The organism is Streptomyces sp. CA-250714 (genome assembly GCF_050936705.1).
Taxonomy (GTDB): Bacteria; Actinomycetota; Actinomycetes; order Streptomycetales; family Streptomycetaceae; genus Streptomyces.
Genome location: NZ_JBNJMI010000001.1, coordinates 4,163,742 through 4,177,315, shown reverse-complemented (window position 1 = coordinate 4,177,315; position 13,574 = coordinate 4,163,742). Strand labels below are relative to the sequence as shown.

Sequence of the window (13,574 nt, the reverse complement as noted above, 5' to 3'; positions counted from 1 at the left end):
CCTTGGCCACGCTGCCCGAGTCCATCCCCACAGTCCGAGTCACCGCCCGCTACCTGCGGCCGGACGGCACCCCGCTCAAGGGTCGGGTGATCTTCCGGGCCCCCGCGCTGCTCACCTTCGGAGCAGCCGACGTAATGCTCGACGGGCCGGTCGAGGCCCAGCTCGACGCATCCGGCGCGATTGCCGTGGTGCTGCCTGCCACGGACGCCCCCGGTATGGACCCGGTCGGCTGGTCGTACACCGTGACGGAAGCACTCGCAGGCGTGGCGAGTAACCGCTCGTACTCTCTCCTGCTCCCCCTCAACGACCCGGAGGTCGACCTCGCCGACGTGGCCCCGACCGACCCCGCGAATCCGAACTACGTCCGCGGCGCCTCGGCATACGAGATCGCCGTCGCCGAGGGTTTCGTCGGCACGCCCGTGCAGTGGCTCGACTCGCTCATCGGCCCGGCTGGGCCCGAGGGTCCCGTCGGCCCGGCTGGGCCGCAGGGTGAGCCCGGACCGGTCGGCCCGCAGGGGCCCAAGGGTGACCCGGGCGACGGTTCGGTCAACTCCGTGAATGGTGATCTGGGGCCCGACATCATCCTCGACGCGGCCGACGTGGGCGCCGTGCCGGACACCGCCCCGGGCTCACCGGGCGGGGTCGCTCAGCTCGACGACGCGGGCGTACTCCCCGCCGCGCAGCGGCCGACCTACAGCGCCGCCGATGTGGGCGCCGTCGCTGTCTCGGAGAAGGGCGCCCCGTCCGGCGTCGCCGAGCTCGACACGGGCGGGAAAGTGCCCGCCGCGCAGCTTCCGCCGCTGGGGACTGCCGAACTGCCCGTCATCGACCCGACCGCGCCCGAGTACGGCGCCACGGGCGACGGTACGACCGACGACGCCCCCGCGCTCCAGGCCGCCCTCGATGCCGCGCGCGACGGGGGCGGCGGCTGGATCATCGTCCCGCCCGGCACGTACCGGTGCGCCACGCTGCCACTGCGCATCTACCGCCGTACGCGGCTCACGCTCGCCCCGGGCGCGTCGTTCCTGCGGGGCGCCCCGGAAACGTTTCTCCTCAACGGGGACGCCAGCCAGGCGTACGGCGGGTACTCCGGGCACGGTGACCTGATCATCGAGGGTGGGCTGTGGGACATGCAGGCACCCGCGTTCCCGACCGACCCGGACATGTGCATCAGCATCGGCCACGCCCGCAATGTGACCATCCGGGATCTGGAGATCCGGGACGTGGCCGGCTATCACGCGATCGAGCTCAACAGCACGAAGGGCGCGACCGTCTCTGGCTGCTCGTTCCGCGGCTACGTCGACACCGGGGGCCGGTCGTTCTCCGAGGCGGTACAGGTCGACGGCGCGTTCCGCGCGTCCGTCTTCGGTGGCTTCGGCCCGTACGACTCGACGCCGACGGAAGACCTCGTCATGCGTGACTGCTACGTCGGCCCGTCCGGCACGGCGGGCACGGTGGCGTGGCCGTCGGGTGTCGGCTCGCACTCGGCGACCTGGGGCCGCTGGCATCGCCGCATCAAGGTCACCAACAACACGTTCGAGCAGTGCTCGCAGTACGCGGTGAAGCCGTACATCTGGGAAGAGTCGACGATCACCGGCAACACCTTCACGCAGTGCGGCGGCGGTGTGTGGGCGCGCACGCTCGACAGCAGCAAGACCGCCGACCGCACCGACGCCGACGGGGTCGACCGCGGGTCGTCGCAACCCTCCACCGGTCTGGTGATCGCCGACAACGTGTTCACGGACGGTGGCAGCTACAGCGAGCCCGTCTATGTGCAGGGCGAGGATTCCGGCCGCTGGTACAGCCTCGCGATCACCGGCAACACCATCGACGGCAGCGGCGGGAGTGAGAACGGCGTCAGGCTGGAGTACGTATCCCGGTACGCCGTGACTGGCAACGTGCTGTCGTCCATCGGCAACACGGGGATCTCGCAAGAGTGGATCGCCGACGGCGTTGTCGCCTCGAACCGGGTCGATAACACTGGCGGATCGGGAATCTCGTGTGACAACGGCACCGACATGCTGCTCGACGGGAACCTGATCACGTCGTGCGCGGTCAACGGCATTCATGCACTGCGAGGCGCGAACATCGTCGTGTCGAACAACTCCGTCACGGGCGCCGGTACCGGTGGTAGCGGCTACGGCTTCCGCTGTACGTCCGGCATCAACCGACTGACGCTGACTGGCAACTCGTACACCAAGGGCCCGGCGAGCCCGCTCGCGGTCTTCGCCATCAGCATCACGAGCACGGTCTCGGGCGTGCGCCGCTGGGGCAACCGCGTCAAGGGCGAGGCCGCCGCAGACATCGGCGACGACACCACCTCGCCCGTTCTGTCGCCGTACGACGACGAGCACTGACCCCACCGCACCTCGCACGCCCCGCGCACCGCGCCGGGCGCTTTTTCATGCCCAGGAGGCACCCACACATGACCGTCAAGGGCGTCGACGTGGCTTCGTACCAGTCGAGCACCTACAGCACCCGCGGCCTCGACTTCGTGTTCGTCAAGGCCACCGAGGGCACCAGCTACACGAACCCCAAGATGCGAGCGCAGGCGCAGCGGGCCCGCGACGCGGGCCTCGTTGTGGGCTTCTATCACTTCTTGCGCCCCGGCTCGATGACCGCGCAAGCGCGGTACTTCGTCGAGCAGGCCGCCAGCGTTGAGGGCGATCCGCTGTGGGCCGACTGGGAAGACCCGCGCGTGAGCTGCGCGGACAAAGACCGCTTCCTCGCCGAGGTCAAGCGGCTCCGCGGCGGCACTCACCGAGTCGGCCTGTACTGCAACGTCGACTACTGGACGCGCCGCGACACCACCAGCAACGCGGGTGACGCGCTGTGGATTGCCCAGTACAACGGCCGCCCCGGATCGCCGAGCGTGCGCGCGAAATGGCTGTTCCACCAGTACACAAGCAACCCCATCGACACCAACATCGGCCAGTTCGCCGACCGTGCCGCGCTGCGTGCGTGGGCAGGCGGCGCCCAGCACCAGGAGGACGACGAGATGAAGCTCGATGACGCCGTAGAGCTCAACGAGTGGGTACCCAAGGCATTCCCCGAGCAGGTCGGTTTGCAGGACGGCGAGATTTCCGTCCGTACCGCGCTCGGGTCCGGCTACGCGTACGCGCACATCGCTGCCGACAACAGCACCGCGATTCTCGCCCAGCTCGGCGCACAGGCCGCCACGATCGAAAAGCTCGCCGACGCCCTCGGCGGCGGTGGACTCACGGCGGCCGAGATCCGCGCCGCGGCCGAGGCTGGCGCCCAGACCGCGCTCGACAGACTCGGCCGCAAACTCACGACCCCGGAGGACTGACTCATGACCGACGCCGCGAAGCGCACCGTGCGCACCGTCATTCAGGGTGTGGTGGCGTTCGCCGTCGCGATGCCTGCCATCGTCGACGCGTCCGGCATCCCCGAGTCTCTGCCGTGGGTGGCCGGCGCGCTCGCCGTCGCGGGCGGCCTGTCCCGCGTGATGGCCTTGCCGTCCGTCGAGCAGCTGCTCGACCGCGTCGGCCTCGGCATCGTCGAGCAGGGAGGCGACAGCACCCGATGACCGCTCCGACCCCGTCCGACCCTGCCGCGGTCACCCTTGAGCTCGAACGACTACGGCGGTCGGTCGAGGTCGGGTTCGCGAAGACCGACGGCGCCCTCGCGCTGCTGGTGCAGCGCAGCGACCAGACAGACGAAGCGCTCAAGGATCACGAGCAGCGACTCAGTCAGTTGGAGCGGTCCCGGTGGCCGCTGCCGAGCGTGGCCGCGCTCGTCGCCATCGCTGGCCTGCTCGTGTCCCTGTATACGGCCGCACAGTGACCGCCCCCTCGGCCCGAGTGGCGTGGCATCCTGCTCCTGTGACAACGCCGAAGTACCGCGCCATTGAGAGCACCATCAGGGCCCGTATCGCCGACGGCACGTACCCGCCCGGTACAGCGCTCCCGTCCGAGGACGCCCTCGCCGACGAGTTCGGCGTCACACGGCCCACCGTCCGGGCTGGACTCGCCGAGCTGCGCGCCGCTGACGCGGTAACGGTCATCGCGGGGCGCGGCATGTTCGTACGCGATCCGGAGATCACCGCGCTACGCCGCGAGCGGTCCGTCGCGTGGGAGATGGCCACGCGGGAGGCCGACCGTGCCGAGCAGGCCGAGGCGACGGTACGCCGTGCGCTCGACCTCGCCGCCGAGCTGGAGGCGGAAGGGCATGCCGAGGTGGCCGCCCGTATCCGCGACACACTCGAACCGTAGGCGCAGTGGAACGCCCCCCGTCCCGGCGCGCTGCCGGGGCGGGGGGCTTCTGTCGTTGGGCTACCGGCCGAGCTGGCCGTCGGCGACAGCCCCTAGAAACGCACGCATCGCAGCAGCCCCGACAGTGAGCACAGGGCCGCCCTGCTGCTTGCTGTCCCGCATGCCGACCGTCGACCGGCTGATGCGTAGCTCGACACACGCGCTGTTCGCATTGCTGTAGCTGGACTTGACCCACTCGTCGCGGGTCGGTTCACACGTCCTATTCATGACTCCCTGCCATCTCGACGAGAAGGCGTCGCGATGCCTCCTCCGTGAGTGCTGATTCCCAGATGTTCGCGAACGCTGCGTCGTAGCGTGCGACTTCGGCCGGCTTATCGAGGTAGAGGTCTCCGGTGTATCCGTCGGCGTAGACCGTCGGCGGCTCCGGCTCCCGCTCGCCGTAAGCGGGGAAGCGTAGGACGCCGAACTGCCCTGAGAGTACGCCCTGATGCAGCCCCGCGCTGAAGGGGATGACACGCAGCTTGACATTGGCTAGCGTGGACAGTTCGGCCATGTGCTGTAGCTGGCCTCCCATGACCGCGCTGCCACCCACCGAGTGCCGTAGAACTGCTTCATTGAGCGCTACGCGCAGCGTTGGAGGTTCTGTCGTACGGGTCAACAGCCCTTGTCGGGCGATCCGTAGTTGGACTCGCTGCTCCACCTCCTCCTCGTCTTCATGCGCCGCACTGATGATCTCCCGTGCGTACGCCTCGGTTTGCAGCAGTCCCGGCACGAGATCTGTCTCGTACCAGTCGATGCGGGACGCTGCCTCTTCCAGACCGATGAAGATGTCGAATCGCTCGGGGATCACGTCGCCGTAGCTGTGCCACCACCCGCGCGCTTTGGTCTCCTTGGCCAGCCCCATCAGTGCCTCTGTCATGTCTGGCGAGGCGCCATAGATCCGGCACATGGCCTCTGCGTCGAGACTACGGAGCGAGGTTTGCCCGGTCTCGATCCGCCAGAGCTTCGCGTCGGACCATTCGAGAGCTTTCGCTGCCGCCTTTGCTGTTAGACGTGCTTGGTTGCGCAGTTCACGTAGGTATCGCCCTAGTTGCCGTCTAGGGACCGTCGAGCCGGTCGGGCGCTCCGCCACCGTTACCCCTCCCTCGCCTCATAATGAGGCATCTCTGGCACTCAAAATGAAAGCATTGCCGATCCACATTCGCAATGCATCTCACTCATTCGAGAATCCGGCGCGAATTCTTCAAATGAAAGCTTGCAGATTCTCGCTCGCAGGCGGAAGCTGAGGGAACCCCGGCGCCACAACTCGTCTCGTCAGTACGGGCGTTGACGCACGCCGCGGGCGGTCAATTTCGACCACGGCCCACCGCCGTGATCTCGAACGACACGAAGAGGTACCTCTATGAGCTACCGCATCGGCGCGTACGTCATCGACCGGCGCAAAGGCGAGCTCGGCCGCGTCATGGGCAACAACGGGCCCTACCTCCTACTGCGCCGACCATGCGGCGGCACCGAATGGGACTGCCCGCCCAGCGCCGCACGACTTGCCACGGAGGCCGAGCGCCACGCGGCCGGCATCGCCGCCAACGGCGCGACGCGCGACCGCGCCGAGGGGGCCCGACGGTGAGACGTGCCGCGCTGAGCGCCCTGCGCGGCTGGTGCGCCTACTGCGAGGCCGACCGCGACGACACCGTGCAAGTGGCGGTCATCGAACGCGGCTCGGGACCGCCGCACGGCCTGCGCATGTGCCTCTTCCACGCGAGCCAGTACGCCAACACCCGCCACGCTCCGCCAGAGCTCGCGGCGGAGGTCACGCGCCTGTGGAACGAGCGAAAGGAGCACACCCTGTGATGCACACACTTCGCCACCGCGTCATGACCACCTGCGGAATCGCCGGACCCTTCCTACTGCTCGCGATCGGTTTCGGCACCGGCTTCGTCATCGCTGCCGCCCTTCGCGGCCCCTCCTGACTCCCGCCCGCGCCGGAGAGACACCCCAGCGTGCCCGGCACGGGCGGGCAGCCTCCGGCCGACGGCGGGTTCCTGACGTAAACCGCCGCCGGCCGGGGGCACACCATCGCACCACCCAGGCGACCGACGGGTGAGGGTCGCACCGCACATCCACACCGACGAAGGGAACGCGCATGCCCGAAACAGCGCTCGCCGGTATCCGGTCCGTTGAGCTGGAGATCACAGGAACCTGCAACGCGGCGTGCCTGCACTGCTGCACCAGCAGCAGCCCCCGCACGCCGCAGGGCAGCATGACCCGCGACGACTGGCAGCGAGTCATCTCAGACATCGCCGAGCTTGGTATCCCGATGGTGCAGTTCATCGGCGGTGAACCCACCCTGAACCCCTATCTGCCCCAGCTCATCGACTACGCCGCCGACGCCGAGCTCGGCATCGAGGTGTACTCGAACCTCACTCACATTCGGCCCTCGTTGTGGGACCGGTTCGAGCGCCAAGCGGTGTGCCTGGCAACGTCGTTCTACACCGACGACCCCGAGCAGCACGACACCATCACGCGCACCCGCGGCAGCCTCGACCGCATCCGGGCCAATATCGCCGAGGCAGTGCGGCGCGGCATCCCCATGCGAGCCGGAATCGTCGAGGTCATCGACAGGCAGCGCGTCGACCAGGCCGCCGCCGAGCTGCGCCACCTCGGCGTGCAGCGCATCCAGATCGACCGCACTCGGAAAGTCGGCCGCGCCGCCGAGCAGGCAGCCACCGAACCCGCCGTCGGCGAGCTGTGCGGGCGATGCTTCCGGCAGCGCGTCAGCGTCTCCCCCGACGGCGATGTGTCCGGCTGCATCCTGTCCCGATTCATGGTCGCCGGCAACGTCCGCGAGCAGCGCCTCGCCGAGATTCTGCACAGCGCACGTTGGGCAGACCTATCCGCGGAGGTTCCCCTACCCCGCGCCGACGGCTGCCCACCGGATGACTCCGGGGACTGCGACCCGGCCAACACAGAGGCGTGTCCCCCCGCCTACGACAGCATCGGAGGGGCAATGCGCCCCGCTCTCACGCTCGGAGTCACCGCGTGAACTGGAAGACACCTGCGGAAGCTCTCGCAGACCACGTCACCCACCGCGCCTCGCGATGGGCCCACCCCGTCGCCACAGTGCCCCGGCACCAGTTCGTGCCCCGATGGTGGGACCGCGGCGTCGACGGCTGGGAACTGCACGACGGGCCCACCGACCCAGAGGCGTGGCAGGCTGCCGCCTACCGAGATATCTCCCTCGTGACCAGCGTCGAGGGGCGGCATGCCGACCGCGCAACCACCGTCGACCGCCCGTACGGCGCCCCCACCTCGTCGGCGACGCTGCCCTCGCTGCTGGTGCGCATGTTCCAGCACGCCCAGATTGAGGACTGCGACAACGTGCTCGACGTGGGCACAGGCAGCGGATACGGGACCGCGCTACTCGCCCGCCGCCTCTCCCCTGAGCAGGTAACGAGCGTCGATGTGGACGCGTATCTGATCAAGGCCGCGCGCGACCGGCTCGCAAGTATCGGCCTCGAACCTGCACTGATCGAGGCTGACGCTACCGGCCCGCTGCCCGTGGAGGCCGGATCGATCGATCGAGTGGTCGCCACGGTCGGTGTGCGCCCGATCCCCTCCGCGTGGCTACGGGCGCTGTGCCTCGGCGGCCGGCTCGTAACCACGCTCGCGGGCACGTCGCTGATCATCACGGCCGAGAAGACCGCCGATGGGGGCGCCACAGGTCGCGTGGAGTGGGACCGGGCCGGGTTCATGCCCACACGCCACAGCAGCGGCGGCTACTCCGACGACGCGCGAGCCCTGCTCAACAAGGCCGCCGTGCACGACGGCGACGACGTGAGCCGAGGCCCGTACCCGGTCGTCAGCGTCGTCGACGCCTGGGACCTCGCATCCATGCTGGAGCTGACCGTCCCTGGGATCGCGCACGAGTACCGCGAGGACGGCGACCAGCGCACGGCGCTCATGGCGCACGCTGACGGCTCCTGGGCTCGCGCAACCGCGATCGGCAGCGATCGGCCTACCGTCCACCAAGGCGGGCCGCGGCGGCTGTGGGATGCGCTCGACGAGTGCCGCACCTACTGGCTCAACGAAGGCGAGCTGCCGGTGCGTGGCGCCCGCGTGTTCATCCGCCCGGACGGCGCTACGTTCCTCGCTCGCGGGAAGTGGCACGTCACACTGACCTGACAGCAGAAGCAGCGAGCGCCCCCGACGACCAACCGTCGGGGGCGCTCCCATTTCCGCAGGTCACCCGCTGAGTGCTTTGCGCACTCTGCTCCACATGAGGGTCGCGACCCGGTCCTGTGGACGTATCCCCAGCTCGTCCCGGAGGGCGTGGGCGAGTTGCGCGGCGCGTTCGCCGGTCTCGGCGAAGGTCTGGCGGTGCGGCTCGGGCTCGCCGGTCCACGTGGTGATCCGGGCGCCCCCGTGGACGGTCATTCCGTGGCGCAGGATGCGCGAGATGGTCAGCGGTACATCGTCCTGCATCGTGCTCAGCACCGGGGCCTCCCCTTGGGCGTGGTTACGCGGAGCAGGCGCATGTCCGCGTGCGAGCACGCAGGAGGGCGTTCACATCCGGGTGCGGGCACGCACAGGAGGGTTACGCACAGCTGCGTCTTTACGCACGGGTAATGCGCCGGTTCCGCGGAAGCCTGCCACCGACCGCTCGGTATGTCACGGGTGCCCGCGCTGATCCGGTGCCCGGATCGCGCACTCGGCCCGGCGTCGTACGCGAGACATACGTACTGCGCAGGAGGCGTACGTACTGCCCAGGGGATCAGGCCGCCAGCGGCTCCTGCTCTGCGTCGTGCTCCTCCGCCTGGGAGTCCGCGCGGACGTCCGCCGCCAGCTGCGGGTCCTCCCGCAGCTTGGCCAGGGCGCGCGAGACGGCGCTCTTGACCGTGCCGACGGAGACTCCGAGCACCTCGGCCGTCTGTATCTCGCTCAGGTCCTCGTAGTAGCGCAGCACCACCATGGCGCGCTGGCGGGCGGGCAGCTTGAGCACGGCACGCCACATGGCGTCCCGTACGGCCTGCTGCTCGGCGGGGTCAGGCGCGGGCAGCGGGTCGGGCTCCGGCAGCTCGTCGCAGGAGAACTCGTCCACCTTGCGCCTGCGCCACTGCGAGGTGCGGGTGTTGACCAGCGCCCGGCGGACGTAGCCGTCCAGCGCGCGGTGGTCCTCTATCCGCTCCCAGGCCAGATAGGTCTTGGTCAGCGCCGTCTGGAGCAGGTCCTCGGCGTCGCTGGGGTTGGCGGTCAGGGAGCGGGCGGTGCGCAGCAGCACCGGGCCCCGCGCTTGGACATAGGAGGTGAACGTCAGTGGCTGTCCCCCGGAGCCTGGCTGCATCGCAAGGGACCGCGCGTGCTTCGCATTGGTGGTCCGGGGAGTCCGAACTGTCCCAGGCGTGGTCATGGCATCCACGCTATGAGCCGCCCGGCCTCCCCGGATCGCCCCAAGGTCCCGATGCCGCGTCCGCCTCAGGGTGTAGGGGTGGCGCTACCTACACCTCCTGAAGGTGGAGAGCATCCACCACGCGGATCAGGGTGGGCCTGGGGACCTCATCGGACGACCGCCACCGGAGCGTCCACCAGGTTCTGGTCGATGTGCACCGTGTGACCACCGTAGGTGCGCCTCACATTGCCCGTGTGCTGGTGGATGCGGCGGTGCGGCTGCCACGCCCGGGGGTGCAGATTCCGCTCCCCGTGCACCGACGGGCGGGTGTGCCAGCGGGCGAACCACACGGCGGTGGGCAGCCCCCGCGCACCTGCCGCACGGGCCCGCTCCAGGTGCGCGATGCCGTAGTTGGCGCTGCTGTAGTAGCCGGCGACGTAGCCCTGGGCGCGCACCGCGCTGTTCCAGCCCTGGATGAAGCGCAGCGTGGTGTCGGCACAGCTCTTGCGCTTGTACCGGTACGCCTCCATGTCGAGGTAGACGGCGCTGCTCCTGCCCATGCCCAGCTGCTGCGCCTGGCGTACCGCGTCCAGTCCCTCGCGCTTGCCCTGCCCGTAGGGGGCCCTGCTGGACATCCGGACTTTGCGCTTGTTCTTGGCGATGACGCAGGGCGACTGCGAGCCGACGTAGACGGGCAGCAGCTTCCAGCCCTGCCGGGCGACGGTGCGCACCCAGCCCGGGCTCAGGTGCTTCTGCTTCGCGCACGCCCTGCCCCGGCCGCCGATGTAGACGCCGGCGGCGCCGAACGGCGAGCTGCCGCGCCATGCCCGCATGGTGGCCGCCGAGGGTGCCTGGCAGGTGTCGAAGGCGTTGCCCTTGAAGATGTGCGCCCCGAAGTTGCGGGGGTCGCCCCGGATGAGCGACGGCTGCCCCGCCGGTACGCCCGCGGCGCCGGGCGAGGCCGGGTCGGCGGGTGCGTCGGGGGCGGCCGGGTCGGCCATCCCACGCGCGTCGGTGATCCCATCGGTGACGGGTCCGGCGGGAGCGGCGGGCGAGGGGGCCGTGGGGACCGGACCGGTGCCCGGCAACGGAGCGCCGGTCCCGTCCGGGGTGGAGGTGATGGGGCGGCTGGAGGCGGGGGAGGGAGGGGCGGGCTCCGCACCGGAGGCGGGGACAGCGCCCCCGGTGAGTACGGTGGCGAGCGCGGCCGACAGCAGGGCCGCCCGTCCCATCATGTGATTTTTGGTCGCCATGGGCCGAGTGAACGAGCCGCCGCCCTTCGATCCGGTCAGGCTCGCCCAACGGGCCGCCGGGATTCAGCCATTCGCCCGATCGTCACCGGGTGAGCACCAGGCCCGAGGTCGGGACACCGGTGCCTGCTGTGACGAGCACTCGTGCACAGTCGTCAACCTGGTTGACGGAGGTGCCGCGGAGCTGGCGTACCGCCTCGGCGATGCCGTTCATGCCGTGCAGATACGCCTCCCCCAGCTGCCCCCCGTGGGTGTTGAGCGGCAGTGTCTCCGCGGCGACGAAATCCGCACCCGTACCGCGCGCGCAGAAGCCGAACTCCTCCAGCTGCATCAGTACGAACGGGGTGAAGTGGTCGTACAGCACGGCCACATCGATGTCCTGCGGCCCCAGCCCACTGGTGCGCCACAGCTGCCGTGCCACGACGCCCATCTCCGGCAGCCCGGTCAGGTCGTCGCGGTAGAAGCTCGTCATCTGTTCCTGTGCGCGCCCCGCACCCTGGGCAGCAGCTGTGATCAGTGCGGGACGGTGCGGCAGATCGCGGGCGCGCTCGGCAGATGTGACGACCAGCGCCTGGCCGCCGTCCGTCTCCTGGCAGCAGTCCAGCAGCCGCAGCGGCTCCACGATCCAGCGCGAGGCGGCGTGCTCGGCCAGGGTGAGGGGTCTGCCGTAGAAGTGGGCGGCCGGATTGGTCGCCGCATACTTCCTGTCCACCACCGCGACCTGCCCGAACACCTCGGGGCGCAGACCATAGGTGTGCAGATAGCGCTGCGCGGCCATGGCGACCCAGGAGGCGGGGGTCAGCAGTCCGAAGGGCAGCGACCAGCCGAGCGCCGCCCCCTCCGCCGAAGGCTCGCGCTGCTGCACACCCGAACCGAAGCGCCGCCCGGAGCGCTCGTTGAACGCCCGGTAGCACACAACCGTCTCCGCGAGACCGCAGGCGACCGCCAGTGCCGCCTGCTGCACGGTGGCGCAGGCCGCGCCGCCTCCGTAGTGCACCCGCGAGAAGAACGACAGCTCACCGATTCCGGCCGCCTGCGCGACGGTGATCTCGGGGCTGGTGTCCATGGTGAAGGTGACCATGCCGTCCACGTCGTCCGGGGACAGCCCCGCGTCGTCCAGGGCTGCCCGTACGGCCTCGACGGCGAGCTGCAGTTCGCTGCGCCCCGAGTCCTTGGAGAACTCCGTCGCGCCGATGCCGACGACGGCTGCCCGGCTGCCGAGGGAGTCGGCCTTCCGCAGGCTCATGCGGGGGTACCTCCCGGGTCGGCGGTTCCAGGTGGCTGCTGTATCTGCTGCGGCTGCTGAAGGGTGACGGTGACCGTGCCGGTGACGTGGTTGCCGAGCCGGTTGGCGCCCCGTACGGCGATCTCGACAGTGGCGCCCTCGCCCTCCGGCGCGTCGGGGGTGGGTGGCGTGACTGCGGTGACGTGGCCGGACAGTGCCATGGTGTCGCCCGGGTAGTTGGGCGCGCCCAGCCGGATGGCGACTCTGCGCAGCACGGCGTGCGGGCCCGCCCAGCGGGTGATGTAGCTGCCCACCAGGCCGTTGGTCGTCAGGATGTTCATGAAGATGTCGGGCGAGCCCTTCTCCCGCGCCGCCTCCGGATCGTGGTGGACGTCCTGGAAGTCCCGCGAGGCCAGGGCCCCGGAGACGATGAGGGTGCGGGTCACCGGAACGTCCAGCGGCGGCAGTTCGTCACCCGCACGGGGCTGCGGCGTCGTCACAGCTCCCGCCTCCATTCGGTGCCGGCCCCCCGGAAGACAGGCAGCTCCAAGTCGTCGTCCACCCGCAGGAACTCCAGTTCGACCGGCATCCCGATCCGCACCTCGTCGTGGCGCACACCGGTGACGTTGCTGACGATCCGCACCCCCTCGGCCAGCTCGACCAGCGCCACCGCGTACGGCGGGTCGAAGGCCGGGAAGGGCGGATGGTGCATGACGACATACGAGTAGACGGTGCCGCGCCCGGACGCCGCGACGGGCTGCCATTCGGCGCAGCCGCAGACGTTGCAGCCGGGCAGCCACGGGAACCGCGGAGTGGCGCACGCCGTGCAGCGCTGGAAGAGCAGCTGGTGCCTGGCCACGCCCTCCCAGAAGCCCGCGTTGTCCCGGTTGACGACGGGGCGGGGACGCCGCGGCTTGTCGGCACCGGTGCCCGTTTCGGCCGTTCTTCGGTTCACCGGGCGGTACTTGAGGACCCGGAAGCGGTGCGTCCCGGCGAGCGCGCCACCGGCCCGTACGTCCATCCGGGTCGTGACGAAGTACCCGGTCCCCAGCTTGGTCGTCTTGCGGGGGGAGACCGACTCGATCACCGCGTCGTAGGTGATCTCGTCCCCGGGGCGCAGCGGCCGCACGTACTCCTGTTCGCAGTCGGTCGCGACGATCGAGGTGTAGCCCGCGCCGTCCAGCGCACCCAGCAACTCGCCGTACGGCCCGGAACGGCCGCCGCGGGACCCTGCCGGCCCGGCCATCGTCCAGACCTGGAGCATCGTCGCGGGCGCCGAGCCGTCAGCCGGTACGGGGTGGCCCAGCACCTCGCACCAGTGCCGGATCATCGGCTCGTTGACCGGGTCCCGGCCGCACGCCGGTTCCGCCGCCGGGCGGCCCGCGTACGCCCGCAGCCGCTCGTACAGCGCGTCGGTTTCGCCCTCCTCCGGTAGTGCGTGAGTCCTCGCGCTCACCGCCGCCCCCTCCGCTTGCCGA

At 70.1% G+C, this 13,574-nt stretch carries 16 protein-coding genes and 1 pseudogene; 9 read left to right on the top strand and 8 right to left on the bottom strand.

Annotated elements, in window-relative coordinates; translation table 11 throughout:
* The first annotated feature begins 2 nt into the window (after positions 1-2).
* From ACQEU8_RS18765 to ACQEU8_RS18745, 5 genes are all read left to right on the top strand, one after another.
* Complete coding sequence (locus tag ACQEU8_RS18765) at positions 3-2,357, top strand: right-handed parallel beta-helix repeat-containing protein (RefSeq protein WP_433102028.1); 2,355 nt, start codon at positions 3-5, stop codon at positions 2,355-2,357.
* A 68-nt stretch (positions 2,358-2,425) separates the two neighbouring features.
* Positions 2,426-3,310 carry a glycoside hydrolase family 25 protein gene (locus tag ACQEU8_RS18760; RefSeq protein ID WP_433102026.1) on the top strand — a complete coding sequence of 295 codons (885 nt, stop codon included), beginning with the start codon at positions 2,426-2,428 and terminating at the stop codon, positions 3,308-3,310.
* Positions 3,311-3,313: 3 nt separating this feature from the next.
* Positions 3,314-3,550 carry a hypothetical protein gene (locus ACQEU8_RS18755; protein ID WP_433102024.1) on the top strand — a complete coding sequence of 79 codons (237 nt, stop codon included), beginning with the start codon at positions 3,314-3,316 and terminating at the stop codon, positions 3,548-3,550.
* Entirely contained in the window at positions 3,547-3,807 is a 261-nt protein-coding gene (locus ACQEU8_RS18750; RefSeq protein WP_433102022.1) for a hypothetical protein, read from the top strand. Before ACQEU8_RS18755 ends, ACQEU8_RS18750 begins: the two co-directional genes overlap by 4 nt.
* 38 nt (positions 3,808-3,845) lie before the next feature.
* Positions 3,846-4,235 carry a GntR family transcriptional regulator gene (locus ACQEU8_RS18745; RefSeq protein WP_433102020.1) on the top strand — a complete coding sequence of 130 codons (390 nt, stop codon included), beginning with the start codon at positions 3,846-3,848 and terminating at the stop codon, positions 4,233-4,235.
* A 60-nt stretch (positions 4,236-4,295) separates the two neighbouring features.
* On the opposite strand, the gene ACQEU8_RS18740 is transcribed toward ACQEU8_RS18745, so the two are convergent.
* Positions 4,296-4,502, bottom strand: coding sequence for a DUF397 domain-containing protein (locus ACQEU8_RS18740; protein WP_433102018.1), 207 nt, complete (start codon positions 4,500-4,502; stop codon positions 4,296-4,298).
* The gene (locus ACQEU8_RS18735) at positions 4,495-5,367 is read right to left on the bottom strand and encodes a helix-turn-helix domain-containing protein (protein WP_433102016.1); all 873 of its coding nucleotides are present in this window, start codon (positions 5,365-5,367) and stop codon (positions 4,495-4,497) included. Before ACQEU8_RS18735 ends, ACQEU8_RS18740 begins: the two co-directional genes overlap by 8 nt.
* Positions 5,368-5,637: 270 nt before the next feature.
* Between ACQEU8_RS18735 and ACQEU8_RS18730 the strand changes: the two genes are divergently transcribed.
* From ACQEU8_RS18730 to ACQEU8_RS18715, 4 genes are all read left to right on the top strand, one after another.
* Positions 5,638-5,862 (top strand): hypothetical protein, encoded by a 225-nt coding sequence (locus ACQEU8_RS18730; RefSeq protein WP_433102014.1) that lies wholly within the window; start codon positions 5,638-5,640, stop codon positions 5,860-5,862.
* Complete coding sequence (locus ACQEU8_RS18725) at positions 5,859-6,086, top strand: hypothetical protein (RefSeq protein ID WP_433102012.1); 228 nt, start codon at positions 5,859-5,861, stop codon at positions 6,084-6,086. Before ACQEU8_RS18730 ends, ACQEU8_RS18725 begins: the two co-directional genes overlap by 4 nt.
* A 292-nt stretch (positions 6,087-6,378) precedes the next feature.
* The gene (locus ACQEU8_RS18720; protein WP_433102010.1) at positions 6,379-7,278 is read left to right on the top strand and encodes a radical SAM protein; all 900 of its coding nucleotides are present in this window, start codon (positions 6,379-6,381) and stop codon (positions 7,276-7,278) included.
* Positions 7,275-8,417: a methyltransferase domain-containing protein gene (locus tag ACQEU8_RS18715; protein WP_433102008.1), complete on the top strand. Its 1,143-nt coding sequence runs from the start codon at positions 7,275-7,277 to the stop codon at positions 8,415-8,417. Before ACQEU8_RS18720 ends, ACQEU8_RS18715 begins: the two co-directional genes overlap by 4 nt.
* A gap of 87 nt (positions 8,418-8,504) precedes the next feature.
* On the opposite strand, the pseudogene ACQEU8_RS18710 reads toward ACQEU8_RS18715, so the two are convergent.
* The 6 genes and pseudogenes from ACQEU8_RS18710 to ACQEU8_RS18685 all read right to left on the bottom strand — a co-directional run.
* Positions 8,505-8,729: pseudogene (locus ACQEU8_RS18710) on the bottom strand (AMP-binding protein); the annotation flags it as partial.
* Between the two features lie 277 nt (positions 8,730-9,006).
* Positions 9,007-9,642: a SigE family RNA polymerase sigma factor gene (locus tag ACQEU8_RS18705; RefSeq protein ID WP_433102006.1), complete on the bottom strand. Its 636-nt coding sequence runs from the start codon at positions 9,640-9,642 to the stop codon at positions 9,007-9,009.
* A 146-nt stretch (positions 9,643-9,788) separates the two neighbouring features.
* A complete protein-coding gene (locus ACQEU8_RS18700) occupies positions 9,789-10,874 on the bottom strand; it encodes a DUF1906 domain-containing protein (protein ID WP_433102004.1) in 1,086 nt (361 codons plus the stop codon).
* Between the two features lie 82 nt (positions 10,875-10,956).
* Entirely contained in the window at positions 10,957-12,117 is a 1,161-nt protein-coding gene (locus ACQEU8_RS18695; RefSeq protein ID WP_433102002.1) for a lipid-transfer protein, read from the bottom strand.
* Entirely contained in the window at positions 12,114-12,596 is a 483-nt protein-coding gene (locus ACQEU8_RS18690; protein WP_433102000.1) for a MaoC family dehydratase, read from the bottom strand. The genes ACQEU8_RS18695 and ACQEU8_RS18690 overlap by 4 nt, the downstream gene beginning before the upstream one ends.
* Positions 12,593-13,552, bottom strand: a complete 960-nt coding sequence (locus ACQEU8_RS18685) for a Zn-ribbon domain-containing OB-fold protein (protein ID WP_433101998.1) — start codon at positions 13,550-13,552, stop codon at positions 12,593-12,595. Before ACQEU8_RS18685 ends, ACQEU8_RS18690 begins: the two co-directional genes overlap by 4 nt.
* Positions 13,553-13,574: the final 22 nt, after the last annotated feature.

What these genes read in the sequence shown, in the direction of transcription:
- ACQEU8_RS18755 (WP_433102024.1), top strand. Translation starts at nt 3,314, where the DNA reads ATGACCGACGCCGCGAAGCGCACCGTGCGCACCGTCATTCAGGGTGTG.
- ACQEU8_RS18695 (WP_433102002.1), bottom strand. Translation starts at nt 12,117, where the DNA reads ATGAGCCTGCGGAAGGCCGACTCCCTCGGCAGCCGGGCAGCCGTCGTC.
- ACQEU8_RS18700 (WP_433102004.1), bottom strand. Translation starts at nt 10,874, where the DNA reads ATGGCGACCAAAAATCACATGATGGGACGGGCGGCCCTGCTGTCGGCC.
- ACQEU8_RS18730 (WP_433102014.1), top strand. Translation starts at nt 5,638, where the DNA reads ATGAGCTACCGCATCGGCGCGTACGTCATCGACCGGCGCAAAGGCGAG.
- ACQEU8_RS18760 (WP_433102026.1), top strand. Translation starts at nt 2,426, where the DNA reads ATGACCGTCAAGGGCGTCGACGTGGCTTCGTACCAGTCGAGCACCTAC.
- ACQEU8_RS18740 (WP_433102018.1), bottom strand. Translation starts at nt 4,502, where the DNA reads ATGAATAGGACGTGTGAACCGACCCGCGACGAGTGGGTCAAGTCCAGC.
- ACQEU8_RS18720 (WP_433102010.1), top strand. Translation starts at nt 6,379, where the DNA reads ATGCCCGAAACAGCGCTCGCCGGTATCCGGTCCGTTGAGCTGGAGATC.
- ACQEU8_RS18750 (WP_433102022.1), top strand. Translation starts at nt 3,547, where the DNA reads ATGACCGCTCCGACCCCGTCCGACCCTGCCGCGGTCACCCTTGAGCTC.
- ACQEU8_RS18705 (WP_433102006.1), bottom strand. Translation starts at nt 9,642, where the DNA reads ATGACCACGCCTGGGACAGTTCGGACTCCCCGGACCACCAATGCGAAG.